The organism is Ideonella sp. (assembly GCF_035254525.1).
Lineage (GTDB): Bacteria > Pseudomonadota > Gammaproteobacteria > Burkholderiales > Burkholderiaceae_C > Ideonella.
On sequence record NZ_DATFAN010000174.1, the window covers coordinates 1 to 15,616 of the forward strand.

General features: G+C 67.0%; 13 protein-coding genes. 12 read left to right on the forward strand and 1 reads right to left on the reverse strand.

All coding sequences use genetic code 11. From position 1 onward, the window contains the following. Window positions 1-85: 85 nt before the first annotated feature. Window positions 86-577, reverse strand: a complete 492-nt coding sequence (locus tag VJ693_RS18285) for an Lrp/AsnC family transcriptional regulator (RefSeq protein ID WP_324156465.1) — start codon at window positions 575-577, stop codon at window positions 86-88. Window positions 578-686: 109 nt separating this feature from the next. Between VJ693_RS18285 and VJ693_RS18290 the strand changes: the two genes are divergently transcribed. The 12 genes from VJ693_RS18290 (at window position 687) to glnT (ending at window position 15,589) form a co-directional block, all read left to right on the forward strand. Next, window positions 687-2,006 carry an aspartate aminotransferase family protein gene (locus VJ693_RS18290; RefSeq protein ID WP_324156467.1) on the forward strand — a complete coding sequence of 440 codons (1,320 nt, stop codon included), beginning with the start codon at window positions 687-689 and terminating at the stop codon, window positions 2,004-2,006. Between the two features lie 55 nt (window positions 2,007-2,061). Continuing rightward, window positions 2,062-3,360 (forward strand): FAD-binding oxidoreductase, encoded by a 1,299-nt coding sequence (locus tag VJ693_RS18295; RefSeq protein ID WP_324156469.1) that lies wholly within the window; start codon window positions 2,062-2,064, stop codon window positions 3,358-3,360. 5 nt (window positions 3,361-3,365) lie between these two features. After that, a complete protein-coding gene (locus tag VJ693_RS18300) occupies window positions 3,366-4,190 on the forward strand; it encodes a gamma-glutamyl-gamma-aminobutyrate hydrolase family protein (protein WP_324156471.1) in 825 nt (274 codons plus the stop codon). Between the two features lie 99 nt (window positions 4,191-4,289). Then, entirely contained in the window at window positions 4,290-5,657 is a 1,368-nt protein-coding gene (locus tag VJ693_RS18305; RefSeq protein WP_324156473.1) for a glutamine synthetase family protein, read from the forward strand. A 19-nt stretch (window positions 5,658-5,676) separates the two neighbouring features. Beyond that, entirely contained in the window at window positions 5,677-7,086 is a 1,410-nt protein-coding gene (locus tag VJ693_RS18310) for an aspartate aminotransferase family protein (RefSeq protein ID WP_324156475.1), read from the forward strand. A gap of 73 nt (window positions 7,087-7,159) precedes the next feature. Then, a complete protein-coding gene (locus VJ693_RS18315) occupies window positions 7,160-8,278 on the forward strand; it encodes a polyamine ABC transporter substrate-binding protein (RefSeq protein ID WP_324156476.1) in 1,119 nt (372 codons plus the stop codon). A gap of 119 nt (window positions 8,279-8,397) precedes the next feature. Further along, a complete protein-coding gene (locus tag VJ693_RS18320) occupies window positions 8,398-9,489 on the forward strand; it encodes an ABC transporter ATP-binding protein (RefSeq protein ID WP_324156477.1) in 1,092 nt (363 codons plus the stop codon). A 10-nt stretch (window positions 9,490-9,499) separates the two neighbouring features. Further along, window positions 9,500-10,429 (forward strand): ABC transporter permease subunit, encoded by a 930-nt coding sequence (locus tag VJ693_RS18325; protein WP_324156479.1) that lies wholly within the window; start codon window positions 9,500-9,502, stop codon window positions 10,427-10,429. Further along, a complete protein-coding gene (locus VJ693_RS18330; RefSeq protein WP_324156481.1) occupies window positions 10,426-11,289 on the forward strand; it encodes an ABC transporter permease subunit in 864 nt (287 codons plus the stop codon). The genes VJ693_RS18325 and VJ693_RS18330 overlap by 4 nt, the downstream gene beginning before the upstream one ends. 22 nt (window positions 11,290-11,311) lie before the next feature. Beyond that, window positions 11,312-12,691, forward strand: coding sequence for a DUF3138 family protein (locus VJ693_RS18335; RefSeq protein ID WP_324156483.1), 1,380 nt, complete (start codon window positions 11,312-11,314; stop codon window positions 12,689-12,691). Between the two features lie 67 nt (window positions 12,692-12,758). After that, on the forward strand, window positions 12,759-14,246 hold the full coding sequence (locus VJ693_RS18340; protein ID WP_324156485.1) for an aldehyde dehydrogenase: 1,488 nt from the start codon (window positions 12,759-12,761) through the stop codon (window positions 14,244-14,246). A gap of 11 nt (window positions 14,247-14,257) precedes the next feature. Beyond that, window positions 14,258-15,589 (forward strand): type III glutamate--ammonia ligase, encoded by a 1,332-nt coding sequence (gene glnT / locus VJ693_RS18345; RefSeq protein ID WP_324156487.1) that lies wholly within the window; start codon window positions 14,258-14,260, stop codon window positions 15,587-15,589. Window positions 15,590-15,616: the final 27 nt, after the last annotated feature.

A 15,616-nucleotide genomic window follows, 5' to 3' on the forward strand; every position in this document is an offset into this window, starting at 1 on the left:
GCTCGAGGAATCGGTGGTCTACCCCGAGGCGCAGCGTCGCGGCTGACAGCCTCGCCGGGCCTCGCCCGCCCCGGCCTGTGCGCCGTCAGATGTCGGACGACACCGGCAGCGCCGTGGTCTTCTTGACGGTGCGCAGCACCAACATCGAGTTCGAGCGCTCGACACCGGGCAGCCGCATCAGCACCTCGGTGTGGAAGCGTTCGAGGTCTTCGGCGTCGCGGTAGGCGAAGCGAATCAGGTAGTCGTTCGAGCCGGCCACGTAATAGCAGTCCAGGACCTGCGGTTCGTCGCGCACCGCCTGCTCGAAAGCATGCAACAGCGCATTGCTCATGTTCTCGAGGTTGATGATCGTGAAGCTGGTGCCGTGCTGGCCGATCGCCTTGGGGTTGAGCAGCGCCACGTACTGGGCGATGACCCCTTCGTCTTCGAGTTGCTTGACGCGACGCAGGCAGGCCGACGGCGACAGGTGCACTCTCTGGGCGAGCTCGACATTCGAGAGTTTGCCGTTGGCCTGCAGTTGTTCCAGGATCTGCCGGTCGATCGCATCCAATTGCGGTGTTCTGCTTGTCTCTCGCATATCGTTCTGAGTATCTCAGATTCCTTCGCAGAATATTGCGCCAACAAGGGTTGCCCCGTGCAGATCGCGCAAGCACATTGCGCGCCCGTTTCTCTAGACTCCATTCCCTATGAATACGCCACTCGACGCCTCCCTGGACGCGTACTGGATGCCGTTCACGGCCAACCGCCAGTTCAAGAAGGCTCCCCGCCTGTTCACCCGCGCCGAGGGCATGCACTTCTGGACCGATGACGGCCGCCAGGTGCTCGACGGTGTCGCCGGCCTGTGGTGCGTCAATGCCGGCCATGCACGCCCGAAAATCGTGCAGGCGATCGCGAACCAGTCCGCCGAGCTGGACTACGCCCCGCCCTTCCAGATGGGCCACCCCAAGGCCTTCGAGCTTGCGCAGAAGGTGGCCGAGTTGTCGCCGGCGGGGCTGAACAAGGTCTTCTTCACCAACTCGGGATCCGAGTCGGTCGAGACGGCGCTGAAGATGGCCATCGCCTACCACCGCGTGCGCGGCGAAGGCCAGCGCACCCGGCTGATCGGCCGCGAGCGCGGCTACCACGGCGTCAACTTCGGCGGCATCTCGGTGGGCGGCATGGTCGCCAACCGCAAGATGTTCGGCAACATGCTGGGCGGCGTGGACCACATCCGCCACACGCACGACCCGGCGCGCAACGCCTTCAGCGTCGGCCAACCCGCGCATGGGGCCGAGCTCGCCGACGACCTCGAGCGCCTGGTCGCGCTGCACGACGCATCGACCATCGCGGCGGTGATCGTCGAGCCGATCGCCGGATCCACCGGCGTCCTGATCCCGCCCGTGGGTTACCTGAACCGGCTGCGCGAGATCTGCGACAAGCACGGCATCCTGCTGATCTTCGACGAGGTCATCACCGGCTTCGGTCGCACCGGCGCGCCCTTCGCCGCGCAGACCTTCGGTGTCACGCCGGACCTGATCACCGCGGCCAAGGGCCTGACCAACGGCTGCGTGCCGATGGGCGCCGTGATCGCCAGGCAATCGATCTACGACACCTTCATGCAGGGGCCGGAGCACCTGATCGAGTTCTTCCACGGCTACACCTACTCGGCGCACCCCCTGGCCTGCGCGGCGGGCCTGGCCACCCTCGAGACCTACGCCGACGAAGGCTTGCTGACCCGCGCCGCCGAGCTGCAGGGTTACTTTGCCGAGGCGCTGCATTCACTCAAGGGATTGCCGAATGTCATCGACATCCGCACGATCGGCCTGGTCGGCGGCATCGAGCTGAGCTCCCGGCCGAATGCGCCGACGTTGCGCGCGTTCGATGTTTTCCTGGATTGCTACGAGGCCGGGGTGCTGATCCGCACCACCGGCGACACGATCGCCCTGTCGCCGCCGCTGATCATCGAGCGGGCGCAGATCGACCAGATCGTCGGCACGCTGGCCACCGCCCTGAAGCGCGTGGCTTGAAGACAGCGGCAGACGGAAAGATCAACGAACCGAGGGCTTGCCTAGCGCCTACCTTATGAGTTTCCTCAGCATCGACCGCGATCTCGCCCGCGATTCCTACTACGCTGCCACCACGCAGCGAGGGCCGGGGTTCCCCGCGTTGTCAGGGTCTGTCGACTGTGACGTTGCCATCGTCGGCGGCGGGCTCGCCGGCCTCAACGCCGCGCTGGAGCTGGCGGCCAGGGGTTTCAAGACGGTGCTGCTGGAAGCCAAGCAGGTGGGCTGGGGCGCGAGCGGGCGCAACGGGGGGCAAGCCATCCACGGCCTGGCGTGCGACCAGGAAACCATCGAGGCCCAGCTCGGCCTCGACGACGCCAAGCGCGTCTGGGCCATGTCGATCGAAGCGCTGGACCTGATCCGCGAGCGCATCGCCACCCACCACATCGATTGCGACTGGCGCGACGGCTACCTCGGCCTCGCGACGACGCGGCGCAAGGCGGCCGACCTCGCCACCTGGGCGGACCGCATGACCGCCGTCTATGGCGCCGAGTTCACTCCCATCGGGGAAGCCGAGGTGCCGCACTGGATCGCCAGCCCGCGCTACCGCGGTGGCATCCACGACCCCCGCTCGGGCCACCTGCACCCACTGAAGTATTCGCTCGGCATCGCCGCGGCGGCGGCCGGTGCCGGCGTGCAGATCCACGAGGACAGCCCGGTCACTGCGGTCGAACCGCAGGGCGCGACGGTGCGCGTGCGCACTGCCCAGGGCGAAGTACGCGCCCGGCAGGCGCTGCTGGCCGGCAACGTCTACCTGCAAGGCATGGCGCCGCAGCTCGAGGCGCGCATCATGCCCGTCGGCACGTACATCGTCTGCTCGGAGCCGATCGAGCCGCGGCTGTGCGATTCGCTGGTGCCCAGCCGCTCGGCGGTGTGCGACACCAACTTCGTGCTCGACTATTTCCGCCCGACCAACGACCACCGCCTGCTCTACGGCGGCCGCGTCAGCTACAGCACGATGACGCCGCCCAACCTGGCCGAAAGCATGCGCCAGCGCATGGCCGGCACCTTCCCGCAGCTGGCCGGCACCAGGATCCAGTACGCCTGGGGTGGTTTCGTCGACATCACGATGAACCGCGCGCCGGATTTCGGCCGCCTGGCGCCCAACCTGTACTACCTGCAAGGCTTCTCCGGCCATGGCCTGGCGCTGACCGGCCTGGCCGGCAAGCTGGTCGCCGAGGCGATGAGCGGCGACGCCTCGCGTTTTGACGTATTCGCACGCCTGAAGCACCATGCCTTCCCGGGCGGCCGCTGGCTGCGCACGCCGGCACTCGTGCTCGGCATGGCCTGGTATCGCCTGAGAGACCTGCTCGGATGAACGACATGACCCTGCCCCCAACCACCTCGCCCGACGTTGCGCCGGATGCCGCGGCGGCTGCGGCCAAGCCGGTCGTCCTGGTGCCCGCCTGCAACCGCATGCTCGGCGAACACCCCTTCCACATCGCCGGCAAGAAGTACCTCGATGCGGTCCGCCTGGCTGGAGGGTTGCCGTTGATCGTGCCCTCGGCCGAGCCGGCCGAGATCGACGTGCTGCTCGACATGGCCGACGGCGTGCTGCTGACCGGTTCCCCGTCGAACGTCCACCCGAGCCACTACGGCGAGGAGGTGCTCGACCCCTCGCTGCCGCAGGATCCGCTGCGTGACAGCTGGACGCTGCCGCTGATCCGCCGCGTGGTCGACCGTGGCATTCCGCTGCTGGCGATCTGCCGCGGGACACAGGAAACCAACGTCGCGCTCGGCGGTTCGCTGCACCAGGCGGTGCACACGATCGAGGGCCACGACGACCACCGCGGCGCCGAGGGCGCACGCGCGACCGAGCTCTACGGGCCGGCGCACGACGTGCTCGTCAGCGAGGGCGGCCTGCTCGAGAAGATCGTCGGCCAGCCGCGCTTCGAGGTCAATTCGGTCCATGGCCAGGCGGTGAACCGGCTGGCCGACGGCCTGCGCGTGGAGGCGCGCGCGCCCGACGGGGTGGTCGAGGCCTTTTCGGTCGCCGACTCCGCCGGGTTCGCGCTGTGCGTGCAGTGGCACCCCGAGTGGCTGGCGGCCGACAACCCGGTGTCGATGAAGCTGCTCGGTGCCTTCGGCGAGGCGTGCCGCCAGTACCGGCAACGTTGGCGGGAGGGGCGCCGCGGCCCGCACCCGTAGCGGGGCCCGCCTGACCCACCGCGGGGCCCGCGCGGCCCGCGCCCCGGCTCGATGCCGGGGGTACACCCGCGCGCAGTGAAACTACAGCAGGTGCCGATCATGGCCAGCAGAGAACACTTCAATTTCAGCGAGCTCGAACAGTGGCTCAACCAGAACCGCGTCACCGAGATCGAGTGCCTCGTGCCCGATCTGACGGGCGTGGCCCGCGGCAAGATCCTGCCGCGCCAGAAGTTCACCGAAGACCGCGGCATGCGGCTGCCCGAGGCCATCGTGGGGATGGGCGTGACGGGCGAATTCCCTGACGAGGGCCCGTACTACGACGTCATCAACCCGACCGACCGCGACATGCACCTGCGGCCCGACCCGGCCACCGTGCGCATCGTGCCGTGGGCGACCGACCCGACCGCCCAGGTCATCCACGACTGCTACGACCGCGACGGCAACCTGGTGCCCTTCGCGCCGCGCTCGGTGCTGCGCCGCGTATGCGACCTCTTTGCCGCCGAAGGCTGGGAGCCGGTGGTGGCGCCGGAGCTCGAGTTCTACCTCGTCGCCCGCAACACCGACCCCGACATGCCGCTGAAGCCGCCGATCGGCCGCAGCGGCCGGTCGGAAACCTCGCGCCAGGCCTATTCGATCGACGCCGTCAACGAGTTCGATCCGTTGTTCGAGGACGTGTACGACTACTGCGAGAAGATGGAGCTGAACGTCGACACGCTGATCCACGAGATCGGTGCCGGCCAGATGGAGATCAACTTCTTCCACGCCCACCCGCTGGGCCTGGCCGATGAGGTGTTCTTCTTCAAGCGCACGGTGCGCGAGGCGGCCCTGCGGCACGACATGTTCGCCACCTTCATGGCCAAGCCGATCGCCGGCGAGCCGGGCAGCGCGATGCACGTGCACCAGAGCCTGGTCAACAAGAAGACCGGCCGCAACCTGTTCAGCAAGGAAGACGGCACGCCCAGCGACGAGTTCTACTGGTACATCGGCGGGCTGCAGAAGTACATCCCGGCGGCGATGGCGCTGTTCGCGCCCTATGTGAACAGCTATCGCCGCCTGGCCCGCTTCACCGCGGCGCCGATCAACATCCAGTGGGGCACCGACAACCGCACGGTGGGCATCCGCTCGCCGGTGGCCTCACCGAGCGCACGCCGCATCGAAAACCGGGTGATCGGCGCCGATGCCAATCCCTATGTCGCGCTGGCCGCCACGCTGGCCTGCGGCTACCTGGGCATCAAGAACAGGATCCAGCCGACCCCGGAGTGCAAGGGCGACGCCTACCTCGGTGACTACCAGCTGCCGCGCAGCCTGGGCGAGGCGTTGAACCTGCTGCGCAACGAGAAGGCACTGGCCGAGGTGCTGGGCGAATCCTTCATCACCGTCTACACCGAGGTGAAGGAGATCGAGCACGCCGAATTCATGAAGGTGATCTCGCCGTGGGAGCGCGAGCACCTCTTGCTCCACGTTTGAAGCGAATCGAGGTCAACACATGAGCAACATCACCATCCAGGCGCCCGCCGTGGCGTCCAAGCGCTCGACCCGTGAATGGCAGCAGGCCGACACGGCGCACTTCCTGCACCCCTTCACCGACTTCGCCGCGCTGGCGCAGAAGGGCTCGCGCATCATCACCAAGGCCGAGGGCATCTACCTCTGGGACAGCGAGGGCAAGAAGCTGCTCGACGCAATGAGCGGCCTGTGGTGCGTTAACGTCGGCTACGGCCAGCAGGCCCTGATCGACGCGGCCACGCGGCAACTGAAGGAGCTGCCCTTCTACAACGCCTTCTTCCAGACGGCCACGCCGCCGGCCATCGAGCTGGCCGAGCTGCTCGCGCAGGTCTCGCCGCCGCAGTTCCAGCACGTGTTCTTCGCCGGCTCGGGCTCGGAGGGCAACGACACCATCGTCCGCATGGTGCGCCGCTACTGGGACATCCTTGGCCAGCCGGAGCGCCAGGTCATCATCAGCCGCAAGAACGGCTACCACGGCTCGACGATGGCCGGCGCCTCGCTCGGCGGCATGAGCTACATGCACGCCCAAGGGGGCCTGCCGATCCCCAACATCGTGCACATCGACCAGCCCTACGCGTTCGAGAACGGCAAGGGGATGGACCCGGCCGAGTTCGGCAAGGTGGCGGCCGGCTGGCTGGAGGCGAAGATCCTCGAGGTCGGGCCCGAGAAGGTGGCGGCCTTCATCGGCGAGCCGGTGCAGGGTGCGGGCGGCGTGATCGTGCCGCCGCGAACCTACTGGCCCGAGATCCAGCGCATCTGCGACAAGTACGGGATCCTGCTGGTCAGTGACGAGGTCATCACCGGCTTCGGCCGCACGGGTAACTGGTTCGGTTGTGAGACCATGGGTATCAAGCCCGACCTGATGACCTTCGCCAAGGGCGTCACCTCGGGCTACATCCCGCTGGGCGGGGTGATGGTCGGCGATCGCGTGGCCAAGGTGATGATCGAGCAAGGCGGCGAGTTCGAGCACGGCTACACCTACTCGGGCCACCCGGTGGCGTGTGCGGTGGCCGTCGCCAACATCAAGCTGATCCAGCAGCTCAAGCTCGTCGAGCATGTGCGCGAAGACGTTGGCCCGTATCTTGCAGAGCAGTTCGCTGGGCTGCGCGACCACCCATTGGTCGGCAGCACCGAGACATGCGGCTTGATGGGCGCGATCCTGCTGGTCAAGGACAAGGCGAAAGGCGAAGCCTTCGCCAGCCATCTCGAAGTCGGCATGCTCTGCCGCGGCCACTGCTTCGGCAACGGGCTGATCATGCGCGCCGTCGGCGACCGCATGATCATCGCGCCGCCGCTGGTGATGACCCGGGCGCAGGTCGACGAGATGATGGCCCTGATCCGCCGCTGCCTCGACCTGACGCTGGCAGACGTGCAGGCCAAGGGCTGGATCTGACGCCAACCGCGGATACCCTAACGCCTTCGTTCTCTTCCTGGTCCCCCTCCCTTCGTCACTCGGAGACTCCTTCATGAAGCTCAACAACGTCCGATCGGCCCTGACGCTTGCCACTGCCCTGCTGGTTGCCGCCAGCGGCGCTGCGCAGGCGCAGGAAGAAGAAAAGGTCCTGAACATCTACAACTGGTCGGACTACATCGCTGACGACACGGTCAAGAACTTCGAGAAGGAAACCGGCATCAAGGTCCGGTACGACAACTTCGACAACAACGAGATCCTCCACGCCAAGCTGGTGGCGGGCAAGACGGGCTACGACGTCGTCGTCCCCTCATCCAACTGGGCAGGTCTGCAGATCCTCGGCGGCCTGTTCACCAAGCTGGACAAGTCGCAGCTCCCGAACCTCAAGAACGTCGACCCGGCGATCGCCGCGCAGCTGGCCAAGATCGACCCGGGCAACGAGCACCTGGTCGACTGGCTGTGGGGCTACACGACGGTCGGCATCAACGTCGACAAGGTCAAGGCCGCGCTGGGCTCGACACCCATGCCCGACAACGTCTGGGATCTGGTCTTCAAGCCCGAGTACATCAGCAAGCTGAAGTCCTGCGGTGTCTCGTTCCTCGATTCGGCCGACGAAGTGGTGCCGGCCGCCATGCACTACCTCGGCAAGCCGCGCGTCTCGAAGAACGCGGCCGACTACACCGCCGCGCTGAACCTGCTGAAGTCGGTGCGGCCGCACGTGACGCTGTTCAGCTCCTCGGGATACATCAACGACATGGCCGGCGGTTCCATCTGCGTGGCATTGGGCTGGTCGGGCGACATCAACATTGCCCGCCAGCGCGCGATCGACGGCAAGACCGGCCAGAAGATCGAGGCGCTGCTGCCGAAGTCCGGCGGCCTTCTGTTCTTCGACGTGATGGCCATTCCCGCCGACGCGCCGCACCCGGGCAACGCGCACAAGTGGATCAACTACATCCTGCGCCCGGACGTAAGCGCGTCGCTGACCAACAAGGTCTTCTACGCCAACCCGACCATCGAGTCGAAGAAGTTCATCAAGCCCGAGGTCGCGAGCAACCCGACGGTGTTCCTCTCGGAAGAGAACGTGAAGAAGATGATCGGTTCGGCCGACCTGCTGAACAACGAGATCCGGCGCCAGCAGAACCGCGTCTACACCTCCTTCAAGACAGGACTTTGAGAGCTGCTCGGTTTGAATCGCATCAGCCAGAACCAAGTGGTTTGCGCGGATCCGGCTCTGCCGGTCCGCTGCAAAAGCCCCCTCGGGGGGCAGCGACCGGAGGGAGCGTGGGGGCACCAATGAATGACAACTCGAAGTACCTTCAGATCAAGGACGTGGTGAAGGACTTCGGCGGCTACAAGGCCGTCAACCATGTGAACCTCGACATTGCCAAAGGCGAGATCTTCGCGCTGCTCGGGTCCTCCGGCTGCGGCAAGACCACGCTGCTGCGCATGCTCGCGGGCTTCGAAACGCCCACCTCCGGCAGCATCATCCTCAACGGTGTCGACCTGGCCGACATGCCGCCCTACGAGCGGCCGCTGAACATGATGTTCCAGTCGTACGCGCTGTTCCCGCACCTGACGGTGTGGGACAACATCGCGTTCGGGCTGCGGCGCGACGGCTTGCCCGCGGATCAGGTCGCGGCGCGGGTCGAGGCGATGCTCAAGCTCGTGCAACTGGGCAAGTTCGCCAAGCGCAAGCCGCACCAGCTCTCGGGCGGCCAGCAGCAGCGGGTGGCGCTGGCGCGCAGCCTGGCCAAGCAGCCTCAGCTGCTGCTGCTCGATGAGCCGCTCGGTGCGCTGGACAAGAAGCTGCGTGAAGAGACGCAGATCGAGCTGGTGAACATCATCGAGCAGGTCGGCGTGACCTGCGTCATGGTCACCCACGACCAGGAGGAGGCAATGACCATGGCCTCGCGCATCGCGGTGATGAGCGAGGGCCGCTTCCTGCAGGTCGGCTCGCCGAGCGAGATCTACGAGACACCCGCCTCGCGCTTCGTGGCTGATTTCATCGGCAACGTCAACCTGATGGAAGGCACGGTCGCGGCCGACGAGCCCGACCACGTCATCATCGACTGCGCCGATTGCCGGCACTACGTAGGCCACGGCATCACCGGCACGCTGGGCATGCCTGTGGCGGTGGCGTTGCGGCCCGAGAAGATCCAGCTCAGCCCCGACCGGCCGAGCGGCGAGTTCAACGCCGTGCGCGGCACGATCGAGGAGCTGTCGTACTTCGGCAGCTTCACCGTCTACCGCATCAAGCTGGCCAGCGGGCTGGTGCTGGCCGTGAGCCAGGCCAATACCGAGCGGCACCGCGCGCATGAATTCACCTGGGGCGACACCGTGTGGGCGCACTGGACCGACGGTGCCCACGTCGTGCTGACCCAATGAAAGGCCGGCCATGAGCTTCGTCTGGCGCAAGCCGCGCTGGTGGCGCGGTCGCACGGCCGTGATCGGCCTGCCCTACGCGTGGTTGCTGATCTTCTTCCTCGCGCCGTTCCTGATCGTGTTCAAGTTCTCGGTCTCCGAGATGGGCGCGGTCGCGGTGCAGGATGTGCTGACGGTCGCCGACGGTGCCGTCAAGCTGGCGGTCAAGTATTCGAACTATGTCTTCATCACCAGCGACGACCTGTATTTCAAGGCCTATGTCTCGAGCCTGAAGTACGCGGCGGTGACGACGGCCTGCTGCCTGTTCATCGGCTACCCCTTCGCCTACTTCATGGCCCGCGCGCGCGCCACGCTGCAGCCGATGCTGCTGATGCTGGTGATGCTGCCGTTCTGGACCTCCTTCCTGCTGCGCGTCTATGCCTGGAAGGGCCTGCTCGACGAAGGCGGCTGGGTGGCCGACCTGCTCAGTGCGCTGCACGTCGATGCCTTCCTCCAATGGGCCGGCATGATCGAGGCGGCCGGCATGTACATGCACACGCCGTTCTCGCTGGTGGTGGGCATGACCTATACCTACCTGCCGTTCATGATCCTTCCGCTGTACGCCAACCTGGCCAAGATGGATCTACGGCTGCTCGAAGCCGCGGCGGACCTGGGGGCCACACCCTGGGTGGCGTTCTGGAAGATCACGGTGCCGCTGTCCAAGGCCGGGATCATCGCGGGCTCGATGCTGGTATTCATCCCCTGCGTCGGCGAGTTCGTCACCCCCGAACTGCTCGGCGGCCCGCAGACGTTGATGATCGGCCGCGTGCTGTGGGACGAGTTCTTCTCCAACAACGACTGGCCGATGGCCTCGTCGGTGGCGGTGGTGCTGGTGCTGCTGATCGTCGTGCCGCTGGCGGTGTTCAACAAGTACCAGGCCGAGGCCCAGGAGGCGCGCAAATGAGCAGCCACCGCGCTGTGTTCGGCGCCCGCTTCGCGGCGGGCTTCAGCCGGCTCTGGCTGGTGGGGGGATACCTGTTCCTCTACCTGCCGATGCTCACGCTGATCATCTACTCCTTCAACCAGTCACCGCTGCCCACCAAATGGGGGGGCTTCACGCTGGAGTGGTACGGCAAGCTCGCGCACGACAGCGAGATCCTCTCCGGGCTGTGGCTGTCGGTGAAGATCGCCTTCATGTCGGCCTGCCTGTCGGTGGTGTTCGGCACCCTGGCAGCCTTCGCGCTCGTCAAGTACAAGCGATTCTTCGGCCGCACGCTGTTCTCCGGCATGGTCAACGCGCCGCTGGTGATGCCCGAGGTCATCCAGGGGCTGTCGCTGCTGCTGATGCTGGTGTCGATCCAGAAGGCGATCGGCTTTCCCGAACGCGGGCTGATGACCATCCTGCTCGGCCACCTGATGATGGGCCTGGCCTACGCGTCGGTCGTCATCGCCGCCCGCCTGCAAGACCTGAACCCGCAGCTCGAGGAGGCGGCGATGGACCTGGGTGCCAAGCCCTGGCAGGTGTTCTACCTGGTCACGCTGCCGATGATCTCGCAGTCGCTGGTCTCGGCCTGGCTGCTGACCTTCAGCCTCTCGCTCGACGACGTCGTCGTGTCGGCCTTCCTGTCCGGCCCCGGCTCGACCACCATGCCGCTGGTCATCTTCTCGCGCGCCCGGCTGGGGCTGAACCCCAGCGTCAATGCGGTGGCCACCGTGATCATCGTCGTGGTCGCGGTGTGCGTCACCGTGGCCAGCATTCTCGTTGCCCGAGCCGAACGCAGGCGTGCTGCCGAAATCAGCGCGGCCCAGCGCGATATGTCCTGAAAGCCTTCACCCCGGAGACCCTATGAAGAAGATCCGACTGACCGCCCTGTCCGCGGCCTTGCTGGCCGCCTTCGCCGCACCGAGCGCCATGGCCCAGAGCAACGAGGAGTTGCTCAAGGAACTGAAGGCCTTGCGCGCCCGCGTCGAAGAACTCGAGAAGAAGGTGGCGACGCAGCCCGCCGCCGCGCCCGCCGAGCCCAAGTGGGGCATGACGCCCGAGCAGGTGCAGGAGTTCAACCGCATCGCGGTGAAGACCGAGGCGCTGGAAGACGTGATCGAGAGCCAGGGCTTCAAGGGCCTCAAGGTGTCCGGGTTCATCGAGCCGGTGTTCATCTACAACCAGCGGCAAGACCGCGCCGGCTTCCAGTTCCTGAACCAGCAGGGTGACGGCTATTACTACGACACCTCGTTCATGGGCTCGGCCACGCTGGACCTGCTGAAAGAGACCGAAGGCGGCACGTTGTGGCACCTGACGCTCACGCCCAATCGCGGTGTCGGTGCGGGCATCGACGGCCTGTCGATCATCCAGGAGGCCAGCGTCTCCGTCCCGCTGGGCAGCCTGCAGACCCGTCTGATCGCCGGCCAGATCCCTGACTGGTCGGGGTACGAGTACCAGCAGCCCACGCTGAACCCGTTCACCACCCACAACCTGCTGTACGACTTCACCCTGCCCTTCGGCTACACCGGCGTCGGCCTGGACATCAAGGAGGGCAAGTGGTGGGTGCGCACCGCGCTGGCGAACGTGAATGCGACCATCCGCAACGCTGGCGAGAAGTCGCCGGTGTGGGCCTTCCGCGTCGACTACGCCAAGGGCGAGTTCAACGGCTGGGGCTTCGCGAGTCTGGTGGGCAAGTCACCGAACTTCAACACCGGCAACAACACGATGGCCTACCTCGCCGAGCTGGATGGCTACTTCATCCGCGGCGACTGGACACTGCAGGGCCAGGTCAGCGTCGGCAAGCAGAAGGACGGCGCGATCACGCCGGCGGCCGACGGCTCCTGGCGCGATTCGCAGTGGGCCGGCATTTCCGGCCTGGCCGGCTACATGTTCACCCCGCGGCTGCAGGGCCTGGTGCGCGCCGACTACATCAAGAACGACAAGAACGGCGGCGGCCTGTACACCTACAACGGCTACACGAGCTTCGACGAGGAAACCGGTGCCCCGGTGTACGGCAACGATGACCGCAACGGCATCGGGCCTGATCTGAACGGCGACGTGAACCGCGGCGCGAACCGCTACGCTCTGAGCCTCGGCCTGAAGTACGCCTTCGACAAGGCCACGACGATGAAACTCGAGTACCGCCTTGACGGCGCCGACCGCCGCGTCTTCTACGACGTGACCGACGGCACCTACAAGAAGAACAACTCGTTGCTCGGCGCGTCGATGGTTGTCGCGTTCTGACGGTCGGGCGCCGCGCCGGTGGCCGCCAACCGGCGGCCACTTTCACTTCCACAGCAGGATCCTCACCATGTCCACCATCGACTGGGCCCAACGCGCCGCCACCTTGCACATCGACGGCCGCAGCGTGATCGACGGCAAGCGCGTCGATGCCGCCGACGGCCAGACTTTCGCCAAGCATTCACCGATCGACAACCGCCTGCTCGGCCCGATCGTGCGGGGCCAGGCGGCCGATGTCGACGCCGCCGTGCGCAGCGCCCGCGCCGCCTTCGAAGACCGCCGCTGGGCCGGCAAGTCGCCGGCGGCGCGCAAGAAGATCCTGCAGCGCTTTGCCGACAAGATCCTCGCCGCCAAGGAGGAGCTCGCCCTGCTCGAAACGCTGGACATGGGCAAGCCGATCCAGTATTCGCTGTCCGTCGACGTGCCCTCCACCGCCCGCTGCATCGCCTGGTACGCCGAGGCGGTGGACAAGATCTACGACGAGATCGCGCCGACGCCGGATTCGGCGCTGGCCCTGATCACCCGCGAACCGATGGGCGTGATCGGCGCCATCGTGCCCTGGAACTACCCGATGATCATGGCCGCCTGGAAGCTCGGCCCCGCGCTCGCGGCCGGCAATTCGGTGGTCCTCAAGCCCAGCGAGAAGAGCCCGCTGACCGCGCTGCGCCTGGCCGAGCTGGCGGTCGAGGCGGGCCTGCCGCCCGGCGTGTTCAACGTGGTGCCGGGCTACGGCCACGAGGCCGGCGAAGCGCTGGCGATGCACATGGAGGTCGACGCGATCGGCTTCACCGGCTCCACCCGCGTGGGCCGCCGCATGTACGAGTACGCGGGCAAGAGCAACCTCAAGCGCGTCTACAACGAGCTGGGCGGCAAGTCGGCTTTCCTCGTGTTCGACGACTTCGGCGACATCGAGCGCGCCGCCCGCACCGTCGCCGGCAGCATGTTCTTCAACCAGGGCGAGAGCTGCAACGCGCCGTCGCGGGTACTGGTTCAGGCCGGCATCGCGGACGAGTTCGCCAGGCTGGTGGCCGCCGAGGCACCGAAGTACGCCCCCGGCGACCCGCTGGATGCCGGCACCGAGCTGGGTGCCCTGGTCGACGAGGGCCAGATGCGCACCGTGCTGTCGTACATCGACGCCGGCCACCAGGAGGGCGCGAAAGTCCTCGCCGGCGGCCGCCAGGCCCGCAGTGAGACGGGCGGCTACTATGTCGAGCCGACTGTCTTCGCCGAGGTCAACAACGGGATGAAGATCGCCCGCGAGGAGATCTTCGGCCCAGTGCTGGGCATCATCAAGTTCCAGACCGAAGCCGAAGCCGTCGCGCTCGCGAACAACTCGACCTACGGCCTGCAGGCCAGCGTGTGGAGCGACAACATCAACCGCGCCCACCGCGTGGCCCGCGCGCTGCGCGCCGGCACCGTGCACGTGAACCAGTACGACGAGGACGACATCACCGTGCCCTTCGGCGGCTACAAGCAGAGCGGCAACGGGCGCGACAAGTCGCTGCACGCCTTCGACAAGTACACCGAACTGAAGACGACCTGGATCCGTCTGGGCTGATCGCACGCCCCATGATCGACATCCAACAGCGCTTGGCCTCTCAGGGCGTGCACACCGTGCTCGCCCAGTTCACCGACATGCACGGCGTGGCCAAGGGCAAGTACGTGCCCCTGGCCAAGCTGCCCGAGTTGATCGAGACCGGCGCCGGTTTTGCCGGCCCGTCGATCTGGGGCACGGCGTTGCCGCGCACCGGGGCGCGGGCCGAGTACTACGCGCGCGCCGACGCCGGGCGCATCCAGCCCATGCCGTGGATGCCGGGCTATGCGCGTGCCGTCTGCAGCGGCTATGTCGACGGCGAGCCTTTCGACGCCTGCCCGCGCCAGGTGTTGCAGCGCGCGACCGCCCGCCTGGCCGAACGCGGCTGGCTGCTCAATACCGGCATCGAGCCCGAGTTCTTCCTGCTCAAGCACGAGGCCGGCCAATGGCGCCCGGCCGACGATGCCGACCGCCTCGACAAGCCTTCGTACGACCTGAAGTCGCTGCCCCGCCAGGCGGGCTTCCTACATGCGCTGCACGACGCGCTGGCGCGCTGCGGCCTCGACGTGCTGCAACTCGACCACGAAGACGCGCACGGCCAGTACGAGGTCAATTTCGCGTTCGACGAGGCGCTGGCCAGCGCCGACCACCTGATGCTGTTCAAGCTCGCGGCCCAGGCTCTGGCCGAAGAGCGCGGCATGGTGTTCTCGATGATGCCCAAGCCCTTCGCGAACCAGCCGGGCAGCGGGCTGCACTTCCACCTGTCGCTGTGGGATTCGTCGGGGCGCTGCGCCTTCGCCCCCGCCAGCCAGGGCGGCGGGGACCTGCTGTCGCCGCTGGGCCGGCAGTTTCTCGCCGGCGTGCTCGCGCATTCGCCGGCACTGTGCGCACTCGCCGCGCCCACCGTGAACAGCTACAAGCGGCTGGTCGTCGGCGAATCGCTATCGGGCACCTCCTGGGCGCCCGCCTACATCGCGCACGGGCCGAACAACCGCACGGCCACCTTGCGCACCCTGCCCGGCCGCTTCGAGTGGCGGCTGCCGGATGCGAGCGCGAACCCTTACCTGGCGACCGCTGCGCTGATCGCCGCGGGGCTGGATGGCGTCGACCGCGGCCTGGACCCGGGCCCCGACTGCACCGAAGACCTGTTCAGGCTGTCGCCCCGCGAGATCCGCGAGCGCGGGTACGGGCTGCTGCCGCAGTCGCTGGAGCAGGCGGTCGATGCGCTGGCGGCCGACGCGGTCGTGCGCGGTGCCCTCGGCGACACGCTGGCCGGTGAGTTCATCCGCCTGAAGCGCATGGAGTGGGTCGAGTTCGCCCGCCATGTCAGCGGCTGGGAACTGCAGCGTTATGCGGCCACCTTCTAGCGGTGGCCCACGGCTGCCCCGGCGTTC